Origin of the sequence: Claveliimonas bilis (assembly GCF_030296775.1) — a bacterium.
GTDB classification, from domain to species: domain Bacteria; phylum Bacillota; class Clostridia; order Lachnospirales; family Lachnospiraceae; genus Claveliimonas; species Claveliimonas bilis.
Genome location: NZ_AP027742.1, coordinates 2,337,688 through 2,356,845 on the forward strand (window position 1 = coordinate 2,337,688; position 19,158 = coordinate 2,356,845).

Here is a 19,158-nt window from a genome sequence, read left to right on the forward strand (position 1 = left end):
TCCTTGCTTATCAGCTGTTCATTTTCTATTGCTCATTAAAAGCCGTAATATTTTCATCATTTAGCACAAAATCATAATAGTTCAGATCTTCCCTCTCTGTCCAGCCGATTGTATTCCAAAATGCATTTCCGATATCATTTTTGGTAAATGCGATCAGACAGACTTTATTGATCTTCTCTGCTTTCAGCGCTTCCATGGCCTTTACTACCATAGCCTTTCCAATTCCGTGACGCCGGTATGCCTCATCCACACAGACATGATAAAGGCATCCCCTTCTTCCGTCATGTCCGCACAGGATTCCGCCTACAATTTTTCCATTCTCTTCCGCTACGACGCTGGTAGTAGGGTTTCTCTGAAGGAAGCGGGCAACTCCTTCTCTGGAATCATCAATGCTGCGGATACCGAATCCCTTGATCTTTTTCCACAGCTTGTATACCTGATCATAATCCTCTATTTTCATTTCACGGATCGTCATTTTTTTCACTCTACGGGAACATCGGTACAAGATTTAACCCTTCATCCTCCGGCAATCCAAAGGCAAGGTTCATATTCTGTACTGCCTGTCCGGCCGCTCCTTTCACCAGATTGTCGATAGCGCCCATCATAATGATTCTGCCTGTGCGCGGATCGATTTGGAAATTAATGTCCGTGTAATTGCTTCCCTCTACCCATTTTGTCTCCGGGAAAACGCCTTTGTCAAGCACACGGATAAATTTCGCATCCTTATAATATTTATCATATACTGCTTTTACTTCTTCATAGGTTACATCTTTTGTAAGCTTCGCATATTCTGTCGCAAGAATGCCCCGGTTCATGGGCACAAGATGAGGGGTAAAATTCAGGACAACTTCCCTGCCGGAAGCATATCCAAGCTGTTCCTCGATCTCCGGCGTATGTCTGTGGGTTGCCACACCGTACGCCTTTATATTTTCATTGACCTCACAGAAAAGATTTGGAAGCTTCGCTCCTCGTCCTGCCCCTGAGGTCCCGGACTTTGCATCGATAATCAGTGTATCCATATCAATCAGCCCCTCTTTTGCCAGCGGGTAGGCTGTCAGAATGGAACAGGTTGTATAGCATCCCGGATTTGCGATCAGTCTTGCCTTTTTCACATCATTTCGGTTAATCTCACAGAGACCATAAACTGCCTCTGAAATAAATTCCGGACTTTTATGCTCAATTCCGTACCATTTTTCGTAAGTTTTTACATCTTTTATACGAAAATCCGCGCTAAGGTCAATGATTTTGACCTGTGACAGGATGTTCTCATTCACCAGTGAAGCGCACAGCCCCTGTGGAGTTGCCGTAAAGATCACATCCGCCTGTGCGGCCAGCGCCTCCATATTGTCATCCATACAGGCTGCATCTACAATCTGAAACATGTTCCGGTAAACATCTGCATATTTCTGATCTATATAACTTCTGGAGCCGTACCATACAATTTCCGCATCCTTGTGTCCCGTCAGTATGCGCACCAGCTCCCCGCCGGCATATCCGGTGGAACCGATAATTCCAACTTTTATCATTGCTGTACATCCTTTCTTCCTATTAATAAGGTTACCTGTTCAAGTTTATACCACTTTCTTTTTCCTGTAAAGTAGCAAAACAGGCCTCTCCTCCTCCGATATTGCATGATTATACATCTTTTATGAATATTATGCAAGATATTTTGTATATCAAACATTAAAATATTCTTTTTTCAACTTTTAGTTGCATAATTATTAAATATAGTGTATAGTAATCCTTGCGATTAACATGAACTGTAAAAATGAAAATAAATTTTCAGGAGGAAATATCATGAAAGAAAAAGTTGTACTTGCTTATTCAGGCGGTCTTGACACTACCGCAATCATTCCCTGGTTAAAGGAAACTTTTGATTACGAGGTCATCTGCTGCTGTGTAGACTGCGGACAGGGCGAAGAACTGGACGGACTCAATGAACGTGCAAAATTATCCGGCGCTTCCAAATTATATATCGAGGATATTGTAGATGACTTCTGCGACAATTACGTTGTTCCATGTGTACAGGCACACGCAGTATATGAGAACAAATACCTGATCGGAACATCCATGGCCCGCCCTGCCATTGCAAAACGTCTTGTAGACATTGCAAGAAAAGAAGGCGCTGTTGCCATTTGCCACGGCGCAACCGGAAAAGGGAACGACCAGATCCGCTTCGAGCTCAGTATCCGGGCTCTGGCTCCGGACATTAAGATCATTGCTCCATGGCGTATGACAGATGTATGGACCATGAACTCCCGTGAAGACGAGATTGAATACTGCAGAAAACATGGTATCGAGCTTCCTTTTGACGCAAAACACAGCTACAGCCGCGACCGTAACCTGTGGCACATCAGCCACGAAGGACTGGAGCTGGAAGATCCGGCAAACGAGCCAAATTATGATGATCTTCTGGTGCTTAGCGTTACCCCGGAAAAGGCTCCTGATGAAGGAGAATATGTAACTATGACATTTGAGAAAGGTGTACCAAAGAGTATCAACGGAGTGGAGATGAAAGTTTCCGACATCATCCGCAAGTTAAATGAACTGGGCGGAAAACACGGAATCGGTATCATCGACATTGTTGAAAACCGCGTTGTCGGCATGAAATCCCGCGGCGTATATGAAACTCCCGGCGGAACCATTCTCTACGAAGCACATCAGCAGTTAGAAGAACTTGTACTGGACCGCGCTACTTATGAAGTAAAGAAAGAAATGGGTGATAAACTTGCCCAGGTTGTATATGAAGGAAAATGGTTTACTCCTCTGCGGGAAGCCATTCAGGCATTTATCGAAAGCACGCAGGAGTATGTAACAGGCGAAGTTAAATTTAAACTGTACAAAGGCAATATCATCAAAGCCGGCACAACTTCTCCATACTCTCTTTACAGTGAATCCCTGGCAAGCTTCACAACCGGCGATCTCTACGATCACCATGATGCCGACGGATTCATCAATCTGTTCGGACTGCCGCTAAAGGTGCGCGCTATGAAAATGCAGGAAGTAAAAAAAGAGACGAAATAGTTAATTTGGGACGTAACAAAGTTTAACTTTGTTACGTCCCAAATTGCATTTTACCATGGGTAAAACTGCGATTTACCCCGTCCCTTTTTGCGCCTGCGCCGCATTGGGATAAATCTGCTCCAAATGCCGCCGTCTCTGCTATCCACCCTAAAAAGCTGTAAACAAAGAACAGCCAAAGTATTTCATATCCTGAGTAAATCATTTATCTTCTACCTTTCTTTCCAGACTCTCCAGACATTTTCAAAGCAAATTTTCTCTATTTGGCGCTCTGTAAGTCCCGCCCTTTTCAAGGCATCCCACAGCTGCCCCAGAAAGCTTTGATCCGGAAGATCCATCTTATCCATTCCGTCAAATCCGTCAAAATCCGTTCCCAGGCAGGGAAGGTCCTCTCCGCCTTTATCGATCATATGTCTGATATGAGCAGTCATTTCCTCTATCCGGGATTCTTTCGGTGTACCAAGAAATGGACCGTAAAAATTAAGGCCTGCTATCCCTCCATTTTCTCCCAGCGCCTTTAGCATTTCATCACTTAAGTTTCTCGGATGGTTGGCAAGCGCTCTGCAATTGGAGTGGGAGGCCGTCACCGGCTTTTTGCTCTGATGGAGAACGTCCCAGAAGGTGCCGTCAGAAGCATGGGAGAGATCCACAAGCATTCCCAATTCATTCATCCTTTCCACGACTTCTTTGCCAAAAGCCTTCAGCCCCTTTTCCATCCTGTCCTTTTCATTGCTGTTTGGAAATCCGATACAGTTTTCATAATTCCAGGTAAGGGTCAGAAGTCGGATTCCTCTGTCCCAGAGTTCTTCCAGCCGCTCTATTTTTCCATTCAGGATCCCTCCGTCTTCTACCGTCAGCACTGCTCCGCATTTTTTTCCCGTCCGGAAATCTCCAAGTTCTTCTTTTCCCGTAATCGGAACAATTTCTTTGCCATAAGTTTCCATCTGCTCTTTCCCATATCGGATCATATCAAGAACATGGAAGTAGCCATTTTCATATTTTTCCTCTTCTGTTCTCCCTTCCATGGCGTCACGGTACAAAAAGCAGGCGAAAAACTGTACTGCAACTTCTCCTGCCTGCATTTTTCTGATGCTGACCGCGCCGTCATTTTCCAAAAGGTCCCCCTGTCCTCCCAGATCCATGAGACGCCATATGGTATCACAGTGCAGATCGATCACACTCATATTTGTGCTCCTTTCTTTCATACATATACTATACTACTTTATCAAGACGGAGGAAGTACTATGACTCCCACTTCCCTTCCTTTTATTGGTGTCGTTATGTGCGGTTTTATGGATCAACGCCAGTTCGTCACCCACTCCTATATCTCTGCCATTGTCCGCTCCGGGGGATGCCCCATTGTCCTGCCCTGCACAGGGAAAAAGGAGGCATCACTTCAGGCCGCCTCCATCTGCCACGGATTTCTCTTCTGCGGCGGAGGAGATGTGACGCCCCTTCTTTTTGACCGGCCGCCCCTTTCCTCTGCCGGAGAAACAGATTTCCAAACCGATCTGTTTCAGCTGTCCCTCATGAAACATGTTCTCACTCTGTCGCGCCCCGTCCTGGGTATCTGCCGGGGAATGCAGCTTATGAACATTGTGCGGGGAGGGGAAATTCTGCAGGATCTTTCCCTTCACAGCGAACCCTGTCTGTGCCACATGCAGCATTCCCGTCTAAGAAGCGATCCCTGCCATTCCATCACCCTCCAAAAAGATAGTATACTACATAATATTCTGGGAGATCATGCGGAAGTCAACAGTTTCCACCATCAGGCTGTCCTGACTGCCGGAAAAGGAATATCCATCACAGCCCACTCTCCCGACGGCATTGCAGAAGGGATAGAACTGACCGGTCGTCCCTTCGTGGTGGGCGTCCAGTGGCACCCCGAATGCATGATGAACTCCGCAAAAATGCGGCGGCTGTTCCGCTCTTTTATATCTGCTGCGTCCAGGGGGATATAGCTTTCCTTATTCAAAAGGATAGCGGATTCCCCAGTCTTTTCTCAGAGCGTCCATCCATTCCATCATTTTTAAGGTTTCATTGTGAGGCATTTCCGGGCATTCAAGGCGTCCCTCCTCCAGAGCCTTTTTACAGGAGAGCACCTCGTACTCATAACCGGTGATCTGAGGAGGGATATCGATCCTTTCTTTTAACTTTCTGTCCGGCGTAAAGATCTCAATCCGGTCAATGTTATTAATGTTGTATGCAATGAGATAACCCTCTGTACCGTAAACAATACCATACTGTTCTGTCGCCGCCAGCATCCCGGTGTGGATAGTCGCTGTTTTCCCTCCCGGATAGGACAGTATGATGCTGTCCTGTGCATCCACGCCAGTCTTATATTTCACACATGCGGACGTCATTTTTTCAACATCATTACCCAGCACCATACTTGCAAAATTCAAAGGATAGATTCCCACATCCAAAAGCGCTCCGCCTGCCAGGGCCGGATCTGTCATCCTCTTCTTATCTGTCAGGGCATAGCCCAGATTTGCTGTAAGAGAACAGATCTCTCCCAGCTGCCCGGAGGCAATGATATGGTCTATTTTCTTTCTGGAAGGCATATATCTGGTCCAGATGGCCTCTGTAATAAAAACCCCTCTGTCTCCGGCACAGTCCAAAAGTTCGCGCGCCTGATCGGCGTTGGCTGTAAATGCTTTCTCCATCAAAATCGGCTTTCCATATTTTATACATAATTTTCCGTGTTCCAGGTGGTGAGAATGGGGAGTCGCTACATAGACAAGCTCCACCTGTTCATCCTGAAGCATTTCTTCATAAGAGCCGTAGGCTTTTTCCACATGATTTGATCTTGCAAATTCTTCCGCCTTTTCCGGACTTCGGGAAGCAACTGCATACGCGCTTGCTCCTTCCATTCCATTCAATGTTTCCGCCATTTTTTTCGCAATATTTCCCGCTCCAAGGATTCCTACTTTCATTTTTTCTTCCTCCGCTATATTTTTATATTGCATTTACTGCATATTTTCTCTGCCTTTTAACCATACTAATCCTGTCAAATAAAGTCAACAGCAAGGAGGAAAAGAAATGTCAGAATTATCCGTTTTGGATCTTCAAAACCTTCGCCACCTTATCGGCGGCTATGACACAAGTCATTGCAAAATGACAGAATATGCAAACATGACTGAGGATGCCGAGATCAAAAAGCTTTTTCAGGACGCTGCCGACAGCGCCATGAAAAACAAACAGGAACTGATGCGTTTCCTGTAACTTTCCTAAAGGACTGTACGCCTTTTCACAAGCCGGTCCATCCGGAATGAACATGTAAACTCAAAGGGAGGGAAAGAAATGTTAAATGAAAAGACAATGGTTGCCGACGCTCTGGCCGGAGTCAACGGCGAGCTGACCCGTTTTGGTGAAATGATCCCGCAGACAGAAAATCAGGAATTAAAACAGTGCCTGAAACAGATGAGAAATGCCTGCGAGATGTCACAGGAGAAAATTTTTGAGCTGGCAAGATCACGCAGTTATTACGTTCCTGCTGCAAAAGCATCACAGCAGGAAATCGAACATGTCCGCTCAATCCTGACACAGCCGGCAATGAAATAACTGCCGGAAGCAGGCTGCTTCATTAAAACAGATTTTTTCATCGGGGACGGGACTGTCAAAAGTCCCGCCTTTCTTTTTTGTATTTCTCCTAATAAATGAATAAAAAACTTTAAAAAGCTTCATATTTCTTGTGGTTTTTTACAGAATTACTGGTTTTTATCAATATTTTTGCAAGAACCAATTGACGATTCTTCAATTTACCGCTACAATGGTAGCATTGAGTAAAATATGGGAAAATGAGATGGAGGATGCAAGGATGGCAACAACATATGAAGAATTATCAAAAGAAGAATTGCTGGAAATAAAATCAGAACTGGAAGCTGAATTTGAAAAGGTAAAGGCACAGGGACTGAAGCTGGATATGTCCCGGGGTAAACCGTCTACAGAACAGCTGAATCTTTCTATGGGAATGATGGATGTCCTGAACAGCGACTCTGACCTTGTCTGTGAGGAAGGAGTGGACTGCCGCAATTACGGTGTCCTGGACGGCATACGTGAAGCAAAGCAGCTGCTTGCTGATATGATGGAAGTTCCAAAGGAAAACATTGTAATTTTTGGGAATTCCAGTCTGAACATCATGTATGATACAATTGCCCGCTCTATGACTCACGGAGTAATGGGAAGCACTCCCTGGTGCAAACTGGATAAAGTCAAATTCTTATGTCCGGTTCCCGGGTACGACAGACATTTTTCAATTACAGAATATTTCGGCATTGAAATGATCAACGTGCCAATGACTCCAACCGGCCCTGATATGGATATTGTAGAGAAGCTTGTCAGCTCCGATCCGGCTATCAAAGGAATCTGGTGCGTTCCAAAATATTCCAACCCACAGGGAATCACTTACTCTGACGAGACAGTACACCGTTTTGCAAAACTGAATCCTGCTGCCGAAGATTTCCGTATCTTCTGGGACAATGCTTATGGAATCCATCATTTATATGAAGACAAGCAGGATTATCTCATTGAAATCCTTATGGAATGTAAGAAGGAAGGACATCCGGATATGGTATATAAGTTCTCTTCTACTTCCAAGATCAGTTTCCCGGGTTCCGGAATCGCCGCCATCGCTGCATCCACTGAAAACCTTAAGGCAATCCGCGAGCAGATGAAGATCCAGACCATCGGTCACGATAAAGTAAACCAGCTCCGCCACGCAAGATATTTTAAAGATATTCACGGCATGGTACAGCACATGAAAAAGCATGCAGATATCATGCGTCCTAAATTTGATGCCGTTTTGGAAACATTGGAACGGGAAATCGGAGGACTCGGCATCGGCTCCTGGCTGGCTCCCCGCGGTGGCTATTTCATCTCCTTTGACGCTCTTCCGGGATGCGCAAAGAAAATCGTTGCCAAAGCAAAAGAAGCCGGTCTTGTCATGACAGACGCCGGAGCTACCTTCCCCTACGGAAAGGATCCGCAGGACAGCAACATCCGTATTGCTCCATCCTATCCGACCACCGAGGAACTGAAGGTCGCTACTGAAATTTTTGTATTAAGCGTAAAACTGGTCAGCATAGAAAAAATACTGGCCTCTAAATAACCCCTTCATAAATTGAGGCAGGCCGGACAATTGTCCGCCTGCCTCATTATTTTTCTCCTTCCAGCGTCTGGCTGATCATACTCTCCAGACCTTCTTTGCCAACCATGCCGCTTACATAGCCGTAAATTTTCCCTTCCTTATCGATCATATAGGTTGTAGGATACGCCATGATCCCGAATCTTTCCATCAGCTGTCCTGATTCGTCCATCAGCACCGGATAAGTATATCCGTTTTCCTCAAGAAAGGCAGTAATTTCCTCCCTGCTTCCTTCTCCCGAAATTCCGGGAAAAGCAACTCCCAAAATTACCGTATCGCTCCCGCTGCCTTTCGCCTGATATTCCTCATACAGATTTTGTATGTCGGGCATTTCCCTCTTGCATACCGTACACCATGTTGCCCAGAAATTCAGAAGAACTGCCTTCCCCCGATAATCTGACAGCCTGTGCTCCTGCCCATACTGATCTGTCAAAGTGAAATCAACAGCTGCCGAAGGATCTGTCTTTGCACTGTCTTCTTCTGCGTTTTCTCCTGCTCCTTCTTCTACACTGTCCTCTTCCCCATTGTCTTTTGTTTCATCATTCTGCACGGACTCTGATTCCACGGAGGGCGTTGACAGATACCCTGTCACTCCATTCATCTTTCCTGTCATCATCATAAGCCCCATGAGGATCATCAGCACCGCTCCTGCCCGCGCCGTATATCTTACAATATTTCCATGCTTTTTGAAAATCTTCAGTAAAGTTGTGGTAAATATACCGACAGCCAGGAAGGGAATAACAAATCCCAGCGTATAGACACCGATCATCAGAAATCCTTTCGTCCTTGTGGCTGCTGATGCCGTCATCAGCAGCACGCCCGACAGCGCCGGTCCCACACACGGCGTCCATGCAAAACTGAATGTAAATCCCATCAGCAGCGCTGCAACAGGAGACATAGCCATCCGGTCAAATTTCAAGGGAAGCCGATGTTCATTTCCAAGAAGTTTAGACGTCCCCAAAAGGCCAAACTGATACAATCCAAGAAGGATCACAAGGGCTCCTCCCACTCTGGCAAACACAGCCTGATGTTCGGAAAAGAACTCTCCTGCAGCTGACACACCCATCCCCAGCAAAAAGAAAGTAAAGCTGATCCCAGCCACAAAAAACAGCGTATGGGTCAGAACCTTTCCTTTCTGGTATTGCAGCTCTCCGCTGTCACCTCTTCTGACCGCTCCTCCTGACAGGTAACCGATATATAAAGGGATCAGCGGGAAAATGCAAGGCGAAAAAAAGCTTAAGATCCCCTGAAGAAATACTGTAATTACCGGAATACTTATATTCAGATCAAATCCCATAAACCTCTCCTTTTTGTTTTTTACCATCATATAGGTCTTACTTCCTTCTGTCAACAAGAATCCATTCCCGGCGTCACCGCGCAGCACGCCATCCTCTCAACTACATGCTAAAATCATTCTCGTGGCTGCATACTGCGCAGATTTGACAGCCCTCCGGCTTCTCTTCTATAATAGTATCGTTAATGCCCAAAAACAGGAACTTTCAGGAGGACCTTACGGATGAATGAGAGCAAACTCTTAACCGGAAATATCACAAAAAGCCTACTGGTTTTCGCACTTCCCATGATTGCCGGGAATCTGCTCCAGCAGTTTTACAATATTGCTGACACGATCATTGTCGGACGCTTCCTTGGGGCCGATGCTCTGGCTGCGGTAGGTTCTTCTTACACTCTGATGACATTTCTTACTTCCATCATCCTGGGCCTGTGTATGGGAAGCGGCGCTTCCTTTTCCATCAGCTATGGAAAACAGGATGAAGTTCGTATGAAGGGAGCTATTTTTCAATCGTTCCTTTTTATCGGAGCCGTTACTGTTGTTCTCAACCTGGCTGTTTTTCTTGGCATCAACAGCATTATCTGGTTCCTTCGCGTCCCCGCTTCTGTCACTGATCTGATGCGGGATTATCTGCTTGTCATTTTTGCAGGGATTCCTGCCACTTTTTTCTATAATTATTTTGCCTGCCTCCTCCGCTCTGTTGGAAACTCCAGGATTCCACTGATCTTTCTGGCTGTTTCTGCCGTCATGAATATTGTTCTGGATCTCCTTTTTGTTCTCTCCTTCCATTGGGGTGTATCAGGCGCTGCCTTTGCGACTATCCTTTCACAATATGTTTCCGGAATGGGACTTGCACTGTACACTCTTCTGCATTTTCCCTCTCTTCGTCCCCGGAAAGAAAATCTAAGGTGGGACCGGGATATTTTTCGGGAAATCACCGGTTTTTCTTTCCTCACCTGTATTCAGCAGTCTGTTATGAATTTCGGCATCCTCATGGTACAGGGACTTGTCAACAGCTTCGGCCCGGTTATCATGGCTGCATTTGCGGCTGCTGTAAAAATTGATTCCTTCGCCTATATGCCGGTACAGGATTTCGGAAACGCCTTTTCTACTTTTATTGCACAGAATTTCGGCGCAAAAAAAGAAGACCGCATCAGACAGGGAATCAAAAGTGCTTTCCTCACTTCCTTTTTCTTCTGTCTGGCTGTCAGTCTTCTTGTCTGTATCTTTGCCCGTCCTCTTATGAAGATCTTTGTATCTGCCAATGAGACACAAATCATCGAAGCCGGAGTACACTATCTTCGCATTGAAGGCTCCTGCTATTTCGGGATTGGCATTTTGTTTTTATTGTACGGGCTGTACCGCGCTATCGCCCGTCCGGGTATATCTGTGGTTTTAACGGTTATTTCCCTGGGAACCCGTGTATTTCTGGCCTACACCCTCTCTATGGTACCGTGGATCGGAGTCACCGGCATATGGGTGTCTGTTCCCATCGGATGGATTCTGGCGGATCTGACCGGAATCTTTGTATACCGGAGGTTGAACCGGCGCCGCTCGAACGACAAGACGGCATCTTAAAAAATCCCGATGGTATCGGCTCTAATCACAGCCATTGTGTGATATTGGTAATTTAAAAGATGCATCTTATGTAATGATTTTAAAATATATTTATTGTGTAAAAACAGATATTTTATAAGTTATTTCTGTAGTCAGAATATGTGGAGCCATATGAAGGAAAACAGGGAAAAAAATATTTCCTACTTTTTTATAAAAGAACATAAATATGTACTGTCCTGCTATACCAGAGGTTATTGAATTAAATATCAAAAGGCTATTCACTTGCATATCGGGACGCCCAATATTCAAGAGAATATGCATACTCCCCCACAATACTCCACTAATAACAGCTCCCAGATGCTTATTATATAATCTCATAAGCTTTGGCCCTAAATAAGCTCTGTAAATAAATTCTTCTACAAAGAAAAACATACAAAAATATATAATCATATTAAAAATGTAATCACAAATTGAAACTTCTGAAGAAGAAAACGGCAGATAATTCATAAAGAAAGAAATTCCAACTATAAGCACAAACAATACTATCGTTATTTTCAAACCTTTCATACAAATCCCTAACGAAGTTAGATCATGCCGATTTCTAAAAATAATAGCACCAACATAAACTGCAGAAATTGCTATGCCTAAAAAACTGGTTAAGTAAAATTGATTCTTCTTATCAAAATGAACACTTACTCCTATCATTACCAGCGTGTATAATATATAAAAAATAATAAAAAGATTTTTTCTTAAACCTGAAAATAAGGAACTATTATTTGGAAAACAGTTTTTCATCTTCTCCTCCTTCAAAAATGGGTGTTTTAACCAAAGTAGAACACCCATATATTAATTGATGTATAAAATAGACATGGTCTATAGCCGTTTGGTAAAATTAAGTCACCACAACCAAATCTATCAAAGGAGGTTATAGAACCATGTCTGATAAAATTATACAACTAAATGAGGACTTAATAAAGCACGATTTAAAGGATCTTGTCTGTAACAGTGTCGAAGAAACTTTAAACGCTCTGCTCGATAAGGAAGCCGACGAATTAGTCAACGCTGAAAAGTATGAGCGTTCTTCTGACCGTCAGGGATATCGTTCCAGTCATTATAAGCAGAATCTCCATACTACCGCTGAGGAAGTGGAGCTGAAAGTTCCAAAACTCAAAGGCATTCCTTTTGAAACTGCAATCATTGAAAGATATCGGCGCAGAGAATCCTCTGTGGAAGAAGCTCTTATTGAAATGTATCTGGCCGGTGTTTCCGTCCGCCGTGTGGAGGATATCACCGAAGACTTATGGGAACGAAAGTCTCTCCTGGCACCATCAGCAACCTGAATAAAAAAGCTTATGAGCATATCGAAACCTGGCGTACCCGTCCGCTTTCCGGGGATTATCCCTATGTTTATGTGGATGGTGTTTATCTGAAACGCAACTGGGGGCGGTGAAATTCAGAATGTTTCCATCCTCGTTGCTATCGGAGTCAGTCAGGATGGCTGCCGGGAGATCCTTGGCGCTGCGGATGGCATGAAAGAGGATCGTGAAAGTTGGCGTTCTTTCTTTGTATGGCTGAAATAACGCGGGCTTACAGGTGTACGTTTGATCATAGGCGATAAGAATCTCGGTATGCTGGAATCCTTCTCCTATATGCCGGTACAGGATTTCGGAAATGCCTTCTCCACTTTTATTGCACAAAATTTCGGGGCAAAAAAAGAAGACCGCATCAGACAGGGGATCAGAAGCGCATTCCTTGTTTCCTTTTTCTTCTGTCTGGCTGTCAGTCTTCTCGTCTGTATCTTTGCCCGTCCTCTTATGCAGATCTTTGTATCTGCCGATGAGACGCAGATCATCGAAGCCGGAGTCCACTATCTTCGCATTGAAGGCTCCTGCTATTTTGGGATTGGTATTTTGTTTTTATTATACGGGCTGTACCGCGCTATCGCCCGCCCGGGCATGTCTGTCGTTCTGACAGTCATTTCCCTTGGAACCCGTGTGCTGCTGGCCTACACACTCTCTATGGTGCCGTGGATCGGGGTTACCGGCATATGGCTGTCCGTTCCGATCGGATGGGCTTTAGCAGACCTGACCGGAATCTTTGTATACCGGAGGTTGAACCGGCGCCGCTGCGCCACCAAACCGGTCTCCTAGTTTGTCATAATCAAATGTTAGCGTCGGTGTACAAGGGGACAATACGCTCCAAGCCGCGTAATTTCGGGGATTTTCTTTGTTATCCTCATTCGGCGTACGTCCAGTACGCCTCAATCGTCTGCCTTGAAAAACCCCGAAATTCCTGCGGCTGGAGTCTGTGAGTCGGGAAGGAGCAGATTTTAGCCCCTTTTAGGCACTTGAACGACGCGTACAGAGACGTACGCGGAGTGAAAGTAACGAAGAAGGGACTAAAATCTACCCTTCACCGACCGTGTTGCCCCTTGTACACCGACGCTACTCTTCCTTTTGCAGAATCCTTACAATTTCCAGCATATACATCTCATGGTAGTCCTTCTCCGGATAACATTTTATGTCATTCTCTTTTTCAATAAACAGTGTCGGATCCACCCACTGCGTATACTGTTTCTTTCCCACAATAATGAGTTCTGCCTCCTCTACTCCTACTGTCCCATCCACATAATAGGGATGAAGACCCGCAGCTTCCCATTTATTCATATCTTTTCCCGACTTTGTACCACAGATCTTCAATGCTTCCCGGTAACCGTCCGGCAGGAAAGATATAGTGAGCATATCATTCTCGTCTGCAAATTTTTTGGTATAGCGCTGAGGGCGGATAAAAATTTCCACAATACTTTTTCTCCAGAGTGTTCCAAACAACCCCCATGATGCCGTCATCAGATTATTTTCCTCTTCATCCCCTGCCGCAATCAGGATCCAGTCTTTATTTGTCCTTGTAAAGGGATTGAATGTCATATCTTCCACAGTAATTTCTTTAAATTTCATTTTCTTCCTCCGCTTGTCATTAATATATTATTATATCATTTTTTTCTGCGTCTATATCAATGTATAACCTCCGTCCACACACAACATCTGTCCGGTTGTATAGGCTGACAGATCTGACGCATAGAATACGGCAATCCCTCCTAGATCCTGATCTGGATCTCCAAAACGCCGCATCGGTATATGGCTTAACAATTTGGATCTTACATCCGAATCTTCAAACAAAACTTTTGTAAGTTCTGTCTGGAAAAATCCCGGTGCGACCGCATTCACCGTAATTCCATGAGACGCCCACTCTGCTGCCAGCGCTTTTGTCATCTGCATCACACCGCCTTTGGCGGCCACATAAGAAACGATATCCTCCCTTGCAACAACCTTTGCATTGATGGACGCAACATTAATAATCCGCCCTCTGATCTTTTTTTCTATCATATGCCTTGCCGCAGCTTGACAGGTAAAAAACACACCTTTCAGCTGTACCTCCTGTACCCTATCCCAATCTTCTTCCGTATAATCCACTGACGGTTTTCTGACATTGACTCCTGCGCTGTTCAAAAGGATATCCACATGTCCTGCCAAATCTACCGCCTCTGCCACCAGCTGGGAAGCACCGTTTTTCCCACTGATATCTGCTCGTAGTCCAAAAGCCTTTCCGCCGGTTTTTTTCTGTATTTCTCCTGCTGCTTTTTTACATTCTTCTTCTTTTCTGCTAGCAAGGATTACCTGTGCTCCTGCCTCCGAAAGAGCTTCTGCCATTCCCCTTCCAAGTCCCCTTGACCCTCCAACGATCAACGCATTTTTTCCGTTCAGAGAAAACATTTTTTCAAAACCCATATTTCTTCCCCTTTCTATAGTTGTACCAGAAACTCCAACACAAATGATAAAATATATTTTTTACATCGATTCACTCTATTTTTCAAAAATAAATAGAATTGGTCGTTGAATTATGTTAAAATTAGAATATTAGGAGGTTTTTATATGATAGAATCAAATGAATCATGGCTTTTGCCCATGCCCAAAAAAAATTTGAGCCGCATGGTTACTGATAAAATTACCGAAGCCTTGGCAACCGGACAGCTCAAACCCGGTGAGTATCTTCCTTCCGAAAATCAACTTTCTGAAAACCTGGGAGTCGGAAAATCCAGCATCCGTGAAGCAATAAAAATGCTGGAGGCAGTCGGCGTCGTAGAAATTGTAAAAGGACACGGCAGCCGTATCCGTACTTCTATTGATTCCGATGCCTTAAACCCGCTGACCTATCAGCTGATCCTCCAGAGCAATTCTTCACAGGATAATCTGGTTGAATTTCGTCGCATCATTGAAAACGCTGTCAGCTGCCTTGCCGTAAATACAATTACTGATGAAGAGATCCTTTTTCTAGAAAAGTTGCATGAACAAATGAAAGAAAAAGCCGAAAAAAAGGAAGACACATTGGAATTAGATGTCCAGTTTCATGAATATATCTATTCCGCAACAAAAAATCCTTTTTTTTCCTGTATCGGGAATGCGATCATGAAATTGTTCAAGCCTTCCATGGAGGTTTCCAACTCCATCTATCAGAATATTGTGCTGGAAAACCATGAACGGATCCTTCAAGCCTTTAAAAAGAGAGATCAAAATGCCATGCACGACGCAATTCTTCACTCTATCAATAAGTGGGATACCCTGACACTGCATCATTAAAATTCGGACTGGCAGTTCCGCAAGATATGCCAGTCCGAAAACCTTTTGATTTACTATATGGAGCTGATTAGTGCTGCCGCAATACAAACAATCATTGTGAATACGGCTATAAATATGCCTGCCAGTGTGTAGGACTTAAGTCCTCCCTTTACAGTGTAGCCGGACATGTTGGTTACAACCCAGAAACCACTGTCATTTACATGTCCAACACTGATTCCGCCGGCCAGGCACGCCAGTGCGATAAAAACCGGATGCAGTGTTGTCATACTGGCAAAACCAGCCATTATGTTCATGGAAGTGATGGAAGCAACTGTTCCTGAACCAAGCGCTATTCTGAACACTACCGCTATGATAAAGGCAAACAGTACCAGAACAACCGGCGAAGTTCCAATTGATGTAAAGCTTTCCGCAATGATGTCAGCAAATCCGGTGGCACTGATCACAGCTCCAAACGATCCGCCGGCTCCGGTAATCAGAAGAACGATACCGGAATCTGCAACTGCCTTATTCGCTACACTTTCCAGATTTTTCCCAATAGATTTAATAGAGATCAAATAAGCAGCCAGAGTTCCAAGGAGCATGGCGATTGTTTTGTCTGCGAGAAATGACAGTACAGCGGAATCCACTCCAAATGCTGTACTGACTGTGTCAAGCAGGATGCAGACAACCGGGAGCAGCAAAGGAATCAGAGCCATACCGAAGCTTGGTGCTCCTTCCGGGATTGGCTTTGACTCACTCATTTCCAAAATTCCCGTTTCATCTTTTTCTTTATTCCAGAACCCTTTATCCAGCATTTTAAAATAAATCGTTGTTCCTATAATATAGACGAAAAGGCAGACAACTGCCCCTACACCAAGCATGATACCAAGATCAAAATGAAAGATCTGTGCAGCTGCAAGAGGATTTGGTGTAGGCGGAACCAGAGTATGTGCTCCGGCCGCACCGATCGTTACAGCGCCAATGGCGTATGGCAAAGGTTTTTTCAAAGTTTTACTTACTTCAATTGCAAGAGGTACAAGGATAATAAAAGTAATATCAAAAAATACCGGTATTGCAAGAAGAAATCCCGCAAATCCAAGAGCGTAAAGCGCATATTTCTCGCCGGCTTTTGCTACCAGCGTTTCTGCAATCACACGAGCGCCTCCATTTTCTTCCAGCAGTTTTCCTAAAATAACGCCTAAACCGATTGGAAGACCGATTCCAGCCATTAGGTCGCCAAATCCGGTTCCAATTGTTGTCGCTGTATCTAACAGATTCATGCCGCATCCAAGCCCCATGACAAGACTTCCAAAGATCAACCCGATAACTGGACTTAATTTCAATTTCATAATAGAAATTAAAATCACAACGATTGAAATAATAAGCCATAATGATACCTGTGCCATTTCAGACATATTCTTTCCTCCCTTCTTCCTTTTAGAAAGGGACGGTCTGTTCGATCCGCCGTCCCTTTACGTAATATTAATTAATCTTTTCAAAGAGTCGTTCTTCTGCCTTTGTAAGTTCGCTTTCCATTGCCTTTTGGCTCAGTTCTTTCAGAGTCGCCAGATCATTCTCCTTCTGTTCTTTCTCCCATTCCTCTGCAAATGCACCGTTGCGTATTCTGTCATATCTGTCGCGGAGAAATTCTTTAATCTGTGTCGGATCAAAAAGTTCAAAACTTTTAAGCTGTCCATACTGGCTTGTATGTGAGTGGAACGGAAGCTGTTTGAACATTCCCATTTCTGCTGCCTTCTCCATCATGAACATAGGTTCTTTTGAAATGTATTCCTCCATCAGTACTGCTTCTTCCGGATGTCCCATTTCTACATGAAGTTTAAATGCTTCTACAAATACATGATAGATAATCGGCCAAATTCCCTGTTCTGTCATCAGATCCAGGCATGTTTCATCATCAAAGCATACCTCAATCGCACCTTTTTTCGTGGAGCCTATCGCTTTACAAAGGGCTTTGCCATATTCCAGCGCTTTCCCGGACGCATCCTGCGCAACGCCTACAAATGCTGGGAAGCCTTCTCCTCTTAGATACATCTCACGAACTCCTTCTCCAATCATTCTTGGAGCTGCCATAACAACATCTACATACTCAGGCGGAATAATCTTTTTGAATGTAATATTGTAGGCGGAAGCGAAATTAACAATATTGCCCTTTTCCAATCCAGGAGCGATCTGCTCTTCAAAGATCTTCGGTGCAAATTCGTCTGGAAGAAGCATGAAAATTACATCTGCCATCTTGCAGGCTTCAGCAATCGGGAATACCTCAAATCCATCTTTCTCTGCCTGGTCGTAAGATCCGTCATGGCGGCTTCCTACGATGATCCTCTTTACACCGGAATCCTTCATATTCAGCGCCTGCGCGCGTCCCTGATTTCCATATCCTACGATTGCCACTACTTTGTCCGTTACCAGACTTAAATCCGCATCCTTGTCATAATAAATGTTTGCCATTTCTTTTTCCTCCTTAACCCTTTTTGCTAATCTGATATCAGATGTCTTATATCTGTTATCACATTACTACTTTTAGGTAAAATAGTCAATATATTTTCCTGCTATTTTTATTTTTCATCAATTATGCACAATTTATATTTTTATTTTTGTGATATTATACTATTATTACTTCTATTGAGCGATAAATTTTCACATTTCTTTTTTATCGTCAGTTTTATCCAAAACAACAATTTCCGCTTCGCGCAAATACATATCCCACAGAGCGTTTTATTTAACAGGGAGCAAAGTTCCTGTTAAATAAAAAAAATACCTCAAAAATTAATAAATTAAATTTCAAGGTATTCTCAATATAAATGCATCTTATGTAATGATTTTGAAATATATTTATTGTGTAAAGACAGATATTTTTATTTAACGCGTGTCATTTTTCCCGCATCCATTTCCCACACATGGTCTGCCAAAAGAGTAATGTCTTCACTGTTATGGCTGGTTAGAAGGATCGTTTTCCCTTTCTCCTTCCACTCCATCAATAAAGCGCGTATCTCCTCCACTCCCCCCTTATCCAATCCATTAAAGGGTTCATCCAGTATCAGCAATTCCGGGGCTTCCATGATTGCCTGGGCAATGCCAAGTCTCTGCTTCATTCCCATAGAATATTTGTCCACTGCTTTTTTTGAAGACGGATCCAGACCCACTTTACGGATGACCTCTTTGATCTGCTCATCCGTAATTTGACCGCGGATTCCCGCCATTAACCGGAGATTTTTAAATGCTGACATCTGCTGCATAAAGCCCGGATGTTCAATCAGAAGGCCAATAGATTCAGGAAAATCTACATCTTTTCCAATCTGCTTTCCTCCTACTGTAACCTGACCGGCTGTAGGCGTAAGAAAACCGCATACGCATTTAAAAAATACACTTTTTCCGGAACCGTTGTTTCCGATCACAGCATACGTCTTTCCTCTTAAAAACTCACAGTTTATCCCTTTGAGAACTTCCTGCTCCCGAAAGGTCTTTCTCAAGTTTTCAACTTTTACCATTACTTCATTCATCGTCTGCCC

General features: G+C 44.0%; 20 protein-coding genes and 1 pseudogene. 9 read left to right on the forward strand and 12 right to left on the reverse strand.

The features are described 5' to 3' along the window. Window positions 1-25: 25 nt before the first annotated feature. Window positions 26-475 carry a GNAT family N-acetyltransferase gene (locus tag R2J37_RS11355; protein ID WP_230105575.1) on the reverse strand — a complete coding sequence of 150 codons (450 nt, stop codon included), beginning with the start codon at window positions 473-475 and terminating at the stop codon, window positions 26-28. A 10-nt stretch (window positions 476-485) separates the two neighbouring features. Beyond that, window positions 486-1,526 carry an N-acetyl-gamma-glutamyl-phosphate reductase gene (gene argC, locus R2J37_RS11360; protein WP_316265070.1) on the reverse strand — a complete coding sequence of 347 codons (1,041 nt, stop codon included), beginning with the start codon at window positions 1,524-1,526 and terminating at the stop codon, window positions 486-488. Window positions 1,527-1,797: 271 nt separating this feature from the next. On the opposite strand from argC, the gene R2J37_RS11365 reads away from it, so the two are divergent. Next, window positions 1,798-3,024, forward strand: a complete 1,227-nt coding sequence (locus R2J37_RS11365) for an argininosuccinate synthase (RefSeq protein WP_230105573.1) — start codon at window positions 1,798-1,800, stop codon at window positions 3,022-3,024. Between the two features lie 31 nt (window positions 3,025-3,055). On the opposite strand, the gene R2J37_RS11370 is transcribed toward R2J37_RS11365, so the two are convergent. Then, entirely contained in the window at window positions 3,056-3,226 is a 171-nt protein-coding gene (locus R2J37_RS11370) for a putative ABC transporter permease (RefSeq protein WP_230105572.1), read from the reverse strand. 7 nt (window positions 3,227-3,233) lie between these two features. Then, window positions 3,234-4,205 carry a dipeptidase gene (locus tag R2J37_RS11375; RefSeq protein WP_316265072.1) on the reverse strand — a complete coding sequence of 324 codons (972 nt, stop codon included), beginning with the start codon at window positions 4,203-4,205 and terminating at the stop codon, window positions 3,234-3,236. A 60-nt stretch (window positions 4,206-4,265) separates the two neighbouring features. On the opposite strand from R2J37_RS11375, the gene R2J37_RS11380 reads away from it, so the two are divergent. After that, window positions 4,266-4,982 carry a gamma-glutamyl-gamma-aminobutyrate hydrolase family protein gene (locus R2J37_RS11380; protein ID WP_256195441.1) on the forward strand — a complete coding sequence of 239 codons (717 nt, stop codon included), beginning with the start codon at window positions 4,266-4,268 and terminating at the stop codon, window positions 4,980-4,982. A gap of 6 nt (window positions 4,983-4,988) precedes the next feature. Here R2J37_RS11380 and R2J37_RS11385 read toward each other — a convergent pair whose 3' ends face one another. Continuing rightward, window positions 4,989-5,957, reverse strand: coding sequence for a Gfo/Idh/MocA family protein (locus R2J37_RS11385; protein ID WP_316265074.1), 969 nt, complete (start codon window positions 5,955-5,957; stop codon window positions 4,989-4,991). A 106-nt stretch (window positions 5,958-6,063) separates the two neighbouring features. Between R2J37_RS11385 and R2J37_RS11390 the strand changes: the two genes are divergently transcribed. The 3 genes from R2J37_RS11390 (at window position 6,064) to R2J37_RS11400 (ending at window position 8,131) form a co-directional block, all read left to right on the forward strand. Beyond that, window positions 6,064-6,246, forward strand: a complete 183-nt coding sequence (locus R2J37_RS11390) for a hypothetical protein (protein WP_230105568.1) — start codon at window positions 6,064-6,066, stop codon at window positions 6,244-6,246. 78 nt (window positions 6,247-6,324) lie between these two features. Next, window positions 6,325-6,585: a spore coat protein gene (locus R2J37_RS11395; RefSeq protein WP_256195445.1), complete on the forward strand. Its 261-nt coding sequence runs from the start codon at window positions 6,325-6,327 to the stop codon at window positions 6,583-6,585. 256 nt (window positions 6,586-6,841) lie between these two features. Beyond that, entirely contained in the window at window positions 6,842-8,131 is a 1,290-nt protein-coding gene (locus R2J37_RS11400; protein ID WP_316265075.1) for an aspartate aminotransferase type Ic, read from the forward strand. Window positions 8,132-8,177: 46 nt separating this feature from the next. On the opposite strand, the gene R2J37_RS11405 is transcribed toward R2J37_RS11400, so the two are convergent. Then, window positions 8,178-9,464: a cytochrome c biogenesis protein/redoxin gene (locus R2J37_RS11405; protein WP_256195459.1), complete on the reverse strand. Its 1,287-nt coding sequence runs from the start codon at window positions 9,462-9,464 to the stop codon at window positions 8,178-8,180. 219 nt (window positions 9,465-9,683) lie between these two features. On the opposite strand from R2J37_RS11405, the gene R2J37_RS11410 reads away from it, so the two are divergent. Next, the gene (locus R2J37_RS11410; RefSeq protein ID WP_256195446.1) at window positions 9,684-11,036 is read left to right on the forward strand and encodes an MATE family efflux transporter; all 1,353 of its coding nucleotides are present in this window, start codon (window positions 9,684-9,686) and stop codon (window positions 11,034-11,036) included. A gap of 90 nt (window positions 11,037-11,126) precedes the next feature. Here the strand turns inward: R2J37_RS11410 and R2J37_RS11415 are convergent, their stop codons facing one another. Then, entirely contained in the window at window positions 11,127-11,810 is a 684-nt protein-coding gene (locus R2J37_RS11415; RefSeq protein ID WP_256195447.1) for a CPBP family intramembrane glutamic endopeptidase, read from the reverse strand. 140 nt (window positions 11,811-11,950) lie between these two features. On the opposite strand from R2J37_RS11415, the pseudogene R2J37_RS11420 reads away from it, so the two are divergent. Further along, window positions 11,951-12,705: pseudogene (locus R2J37_RS11420) on the forward strand (IS256 family transposase); the annotation flags it as partial. Next, the gene (locus tag R2J37_RS11425) at window positions 12,704-13,165 is read left to right on the forward strand and encodes an MATE family efflux transporter (RefSeq protein ID WP_392391211.1); all 462 of its coding nucleotides are present in this window, start codon (window positions 12,704-12,706) and stop codon (window positions 13,163-13,165) included. The pseudogene R2J37_RS11420 and the gene R2J37_RS11425, both read left to right, overlap by 2 nt. 294 nt (window positions 13,166-13,459) lie before the next feature. Here the strand turns inward: R2J37_RS11425 and R2J37_RS11430 are convergent, their stop codons facing one another. Together R2J37_RS11430 and R2J37_RS11435 are read right to left on the reverse strand one after the other, a co-directional pair. Continuing rightward, the gene (locus R2J37_RS11430; protein ID WP_230105564.1) at window positions 13,460-13,969 is read right to left on the reverse strand and encodes a flavin reductase; all 510 of its coding nucleotides are present in this window, start codon (window positions 13,967-13,969) and stop codon (window positions 13,460-13,462) included. A gap of 51 nt (window positions 13,970-14,020) precedes the next feature. Continuing rightward, window positions 14,021-14,800, reverse strand: coding sequence for an SDR family NAD(P)-dependent oxidoreductase (locus R2J37_RS11435; protein WP_230105563.1), 780 nt, complete (start codon window positions 14,798-14,800; stop codon window positions 14,021-14,023). A gap of 144 nt (window positions 14,801-14,944) precedes the next feature. On the opposite strand from R2J37_RS11435, the gene R2J37_RS11440 reads away from it, so the two are divergent. Then, the gene (locus R2J37_RS11440) at window positions 14,945-15,649 is read left to right on the forward strand and encodes a FadR/GntR family transcriptional regulator (RefSeq protein ID WP_230105562.1); all 705 of its coding nucleotides are present in this window, start codon (window positions 14,945-14,947) and stop codon (window positions 15,647-15,649) included. 53 nt (window positions 15,650-15,702) lie between these two features. Here R2J37_RS11440 and R2J37_RS11445 read toward each other — a convergent pair whose 3' ends face one another. The 3 genes from R2J37_RS11445 to R2J37_RS11455 form a co-directional block, all read right to left on the reverse strand. Beyond that, complete coding sequence (locus tag R2J37_RS11445; RefSeq protein WP_256195454.1) at window positions 15,703-17,043, reverse strand: GntP family permease; 1,341 nt, start codon at window positions 17,041-17,043, stop codon at window positions 15,703-15,705. A gap of 67 nt (window positions 17,044-17,110) precedes the next feature. After that, window positions 17,111-18,097, reverse strand: a complete 987-nt coding sequence (gene ilvC / locus R2J37_RS11450) for a ketol-acid reductoisomerase (RefSeq protein WP_230105560.1) — start codon at window positions 18,095-18,097, stop codon at window positions 17,111-17,113. Window positions 18,098-18,504: 407 nt separating this feature from the next. Next, window positions 18,505-19,149 (reverse strand): ABC transporter ATP-binding protein, encoded by a 645-nt coding sequence (locus tag R2J37_RS11455; RefSeq protein WP_230105559.1) that lies wholly within the window; start codon window positions 19,147-19,149, stop codon window positions 18,505-18,507. Window positions 19,150-19,158: the final 9 nt, after the last annotated feature.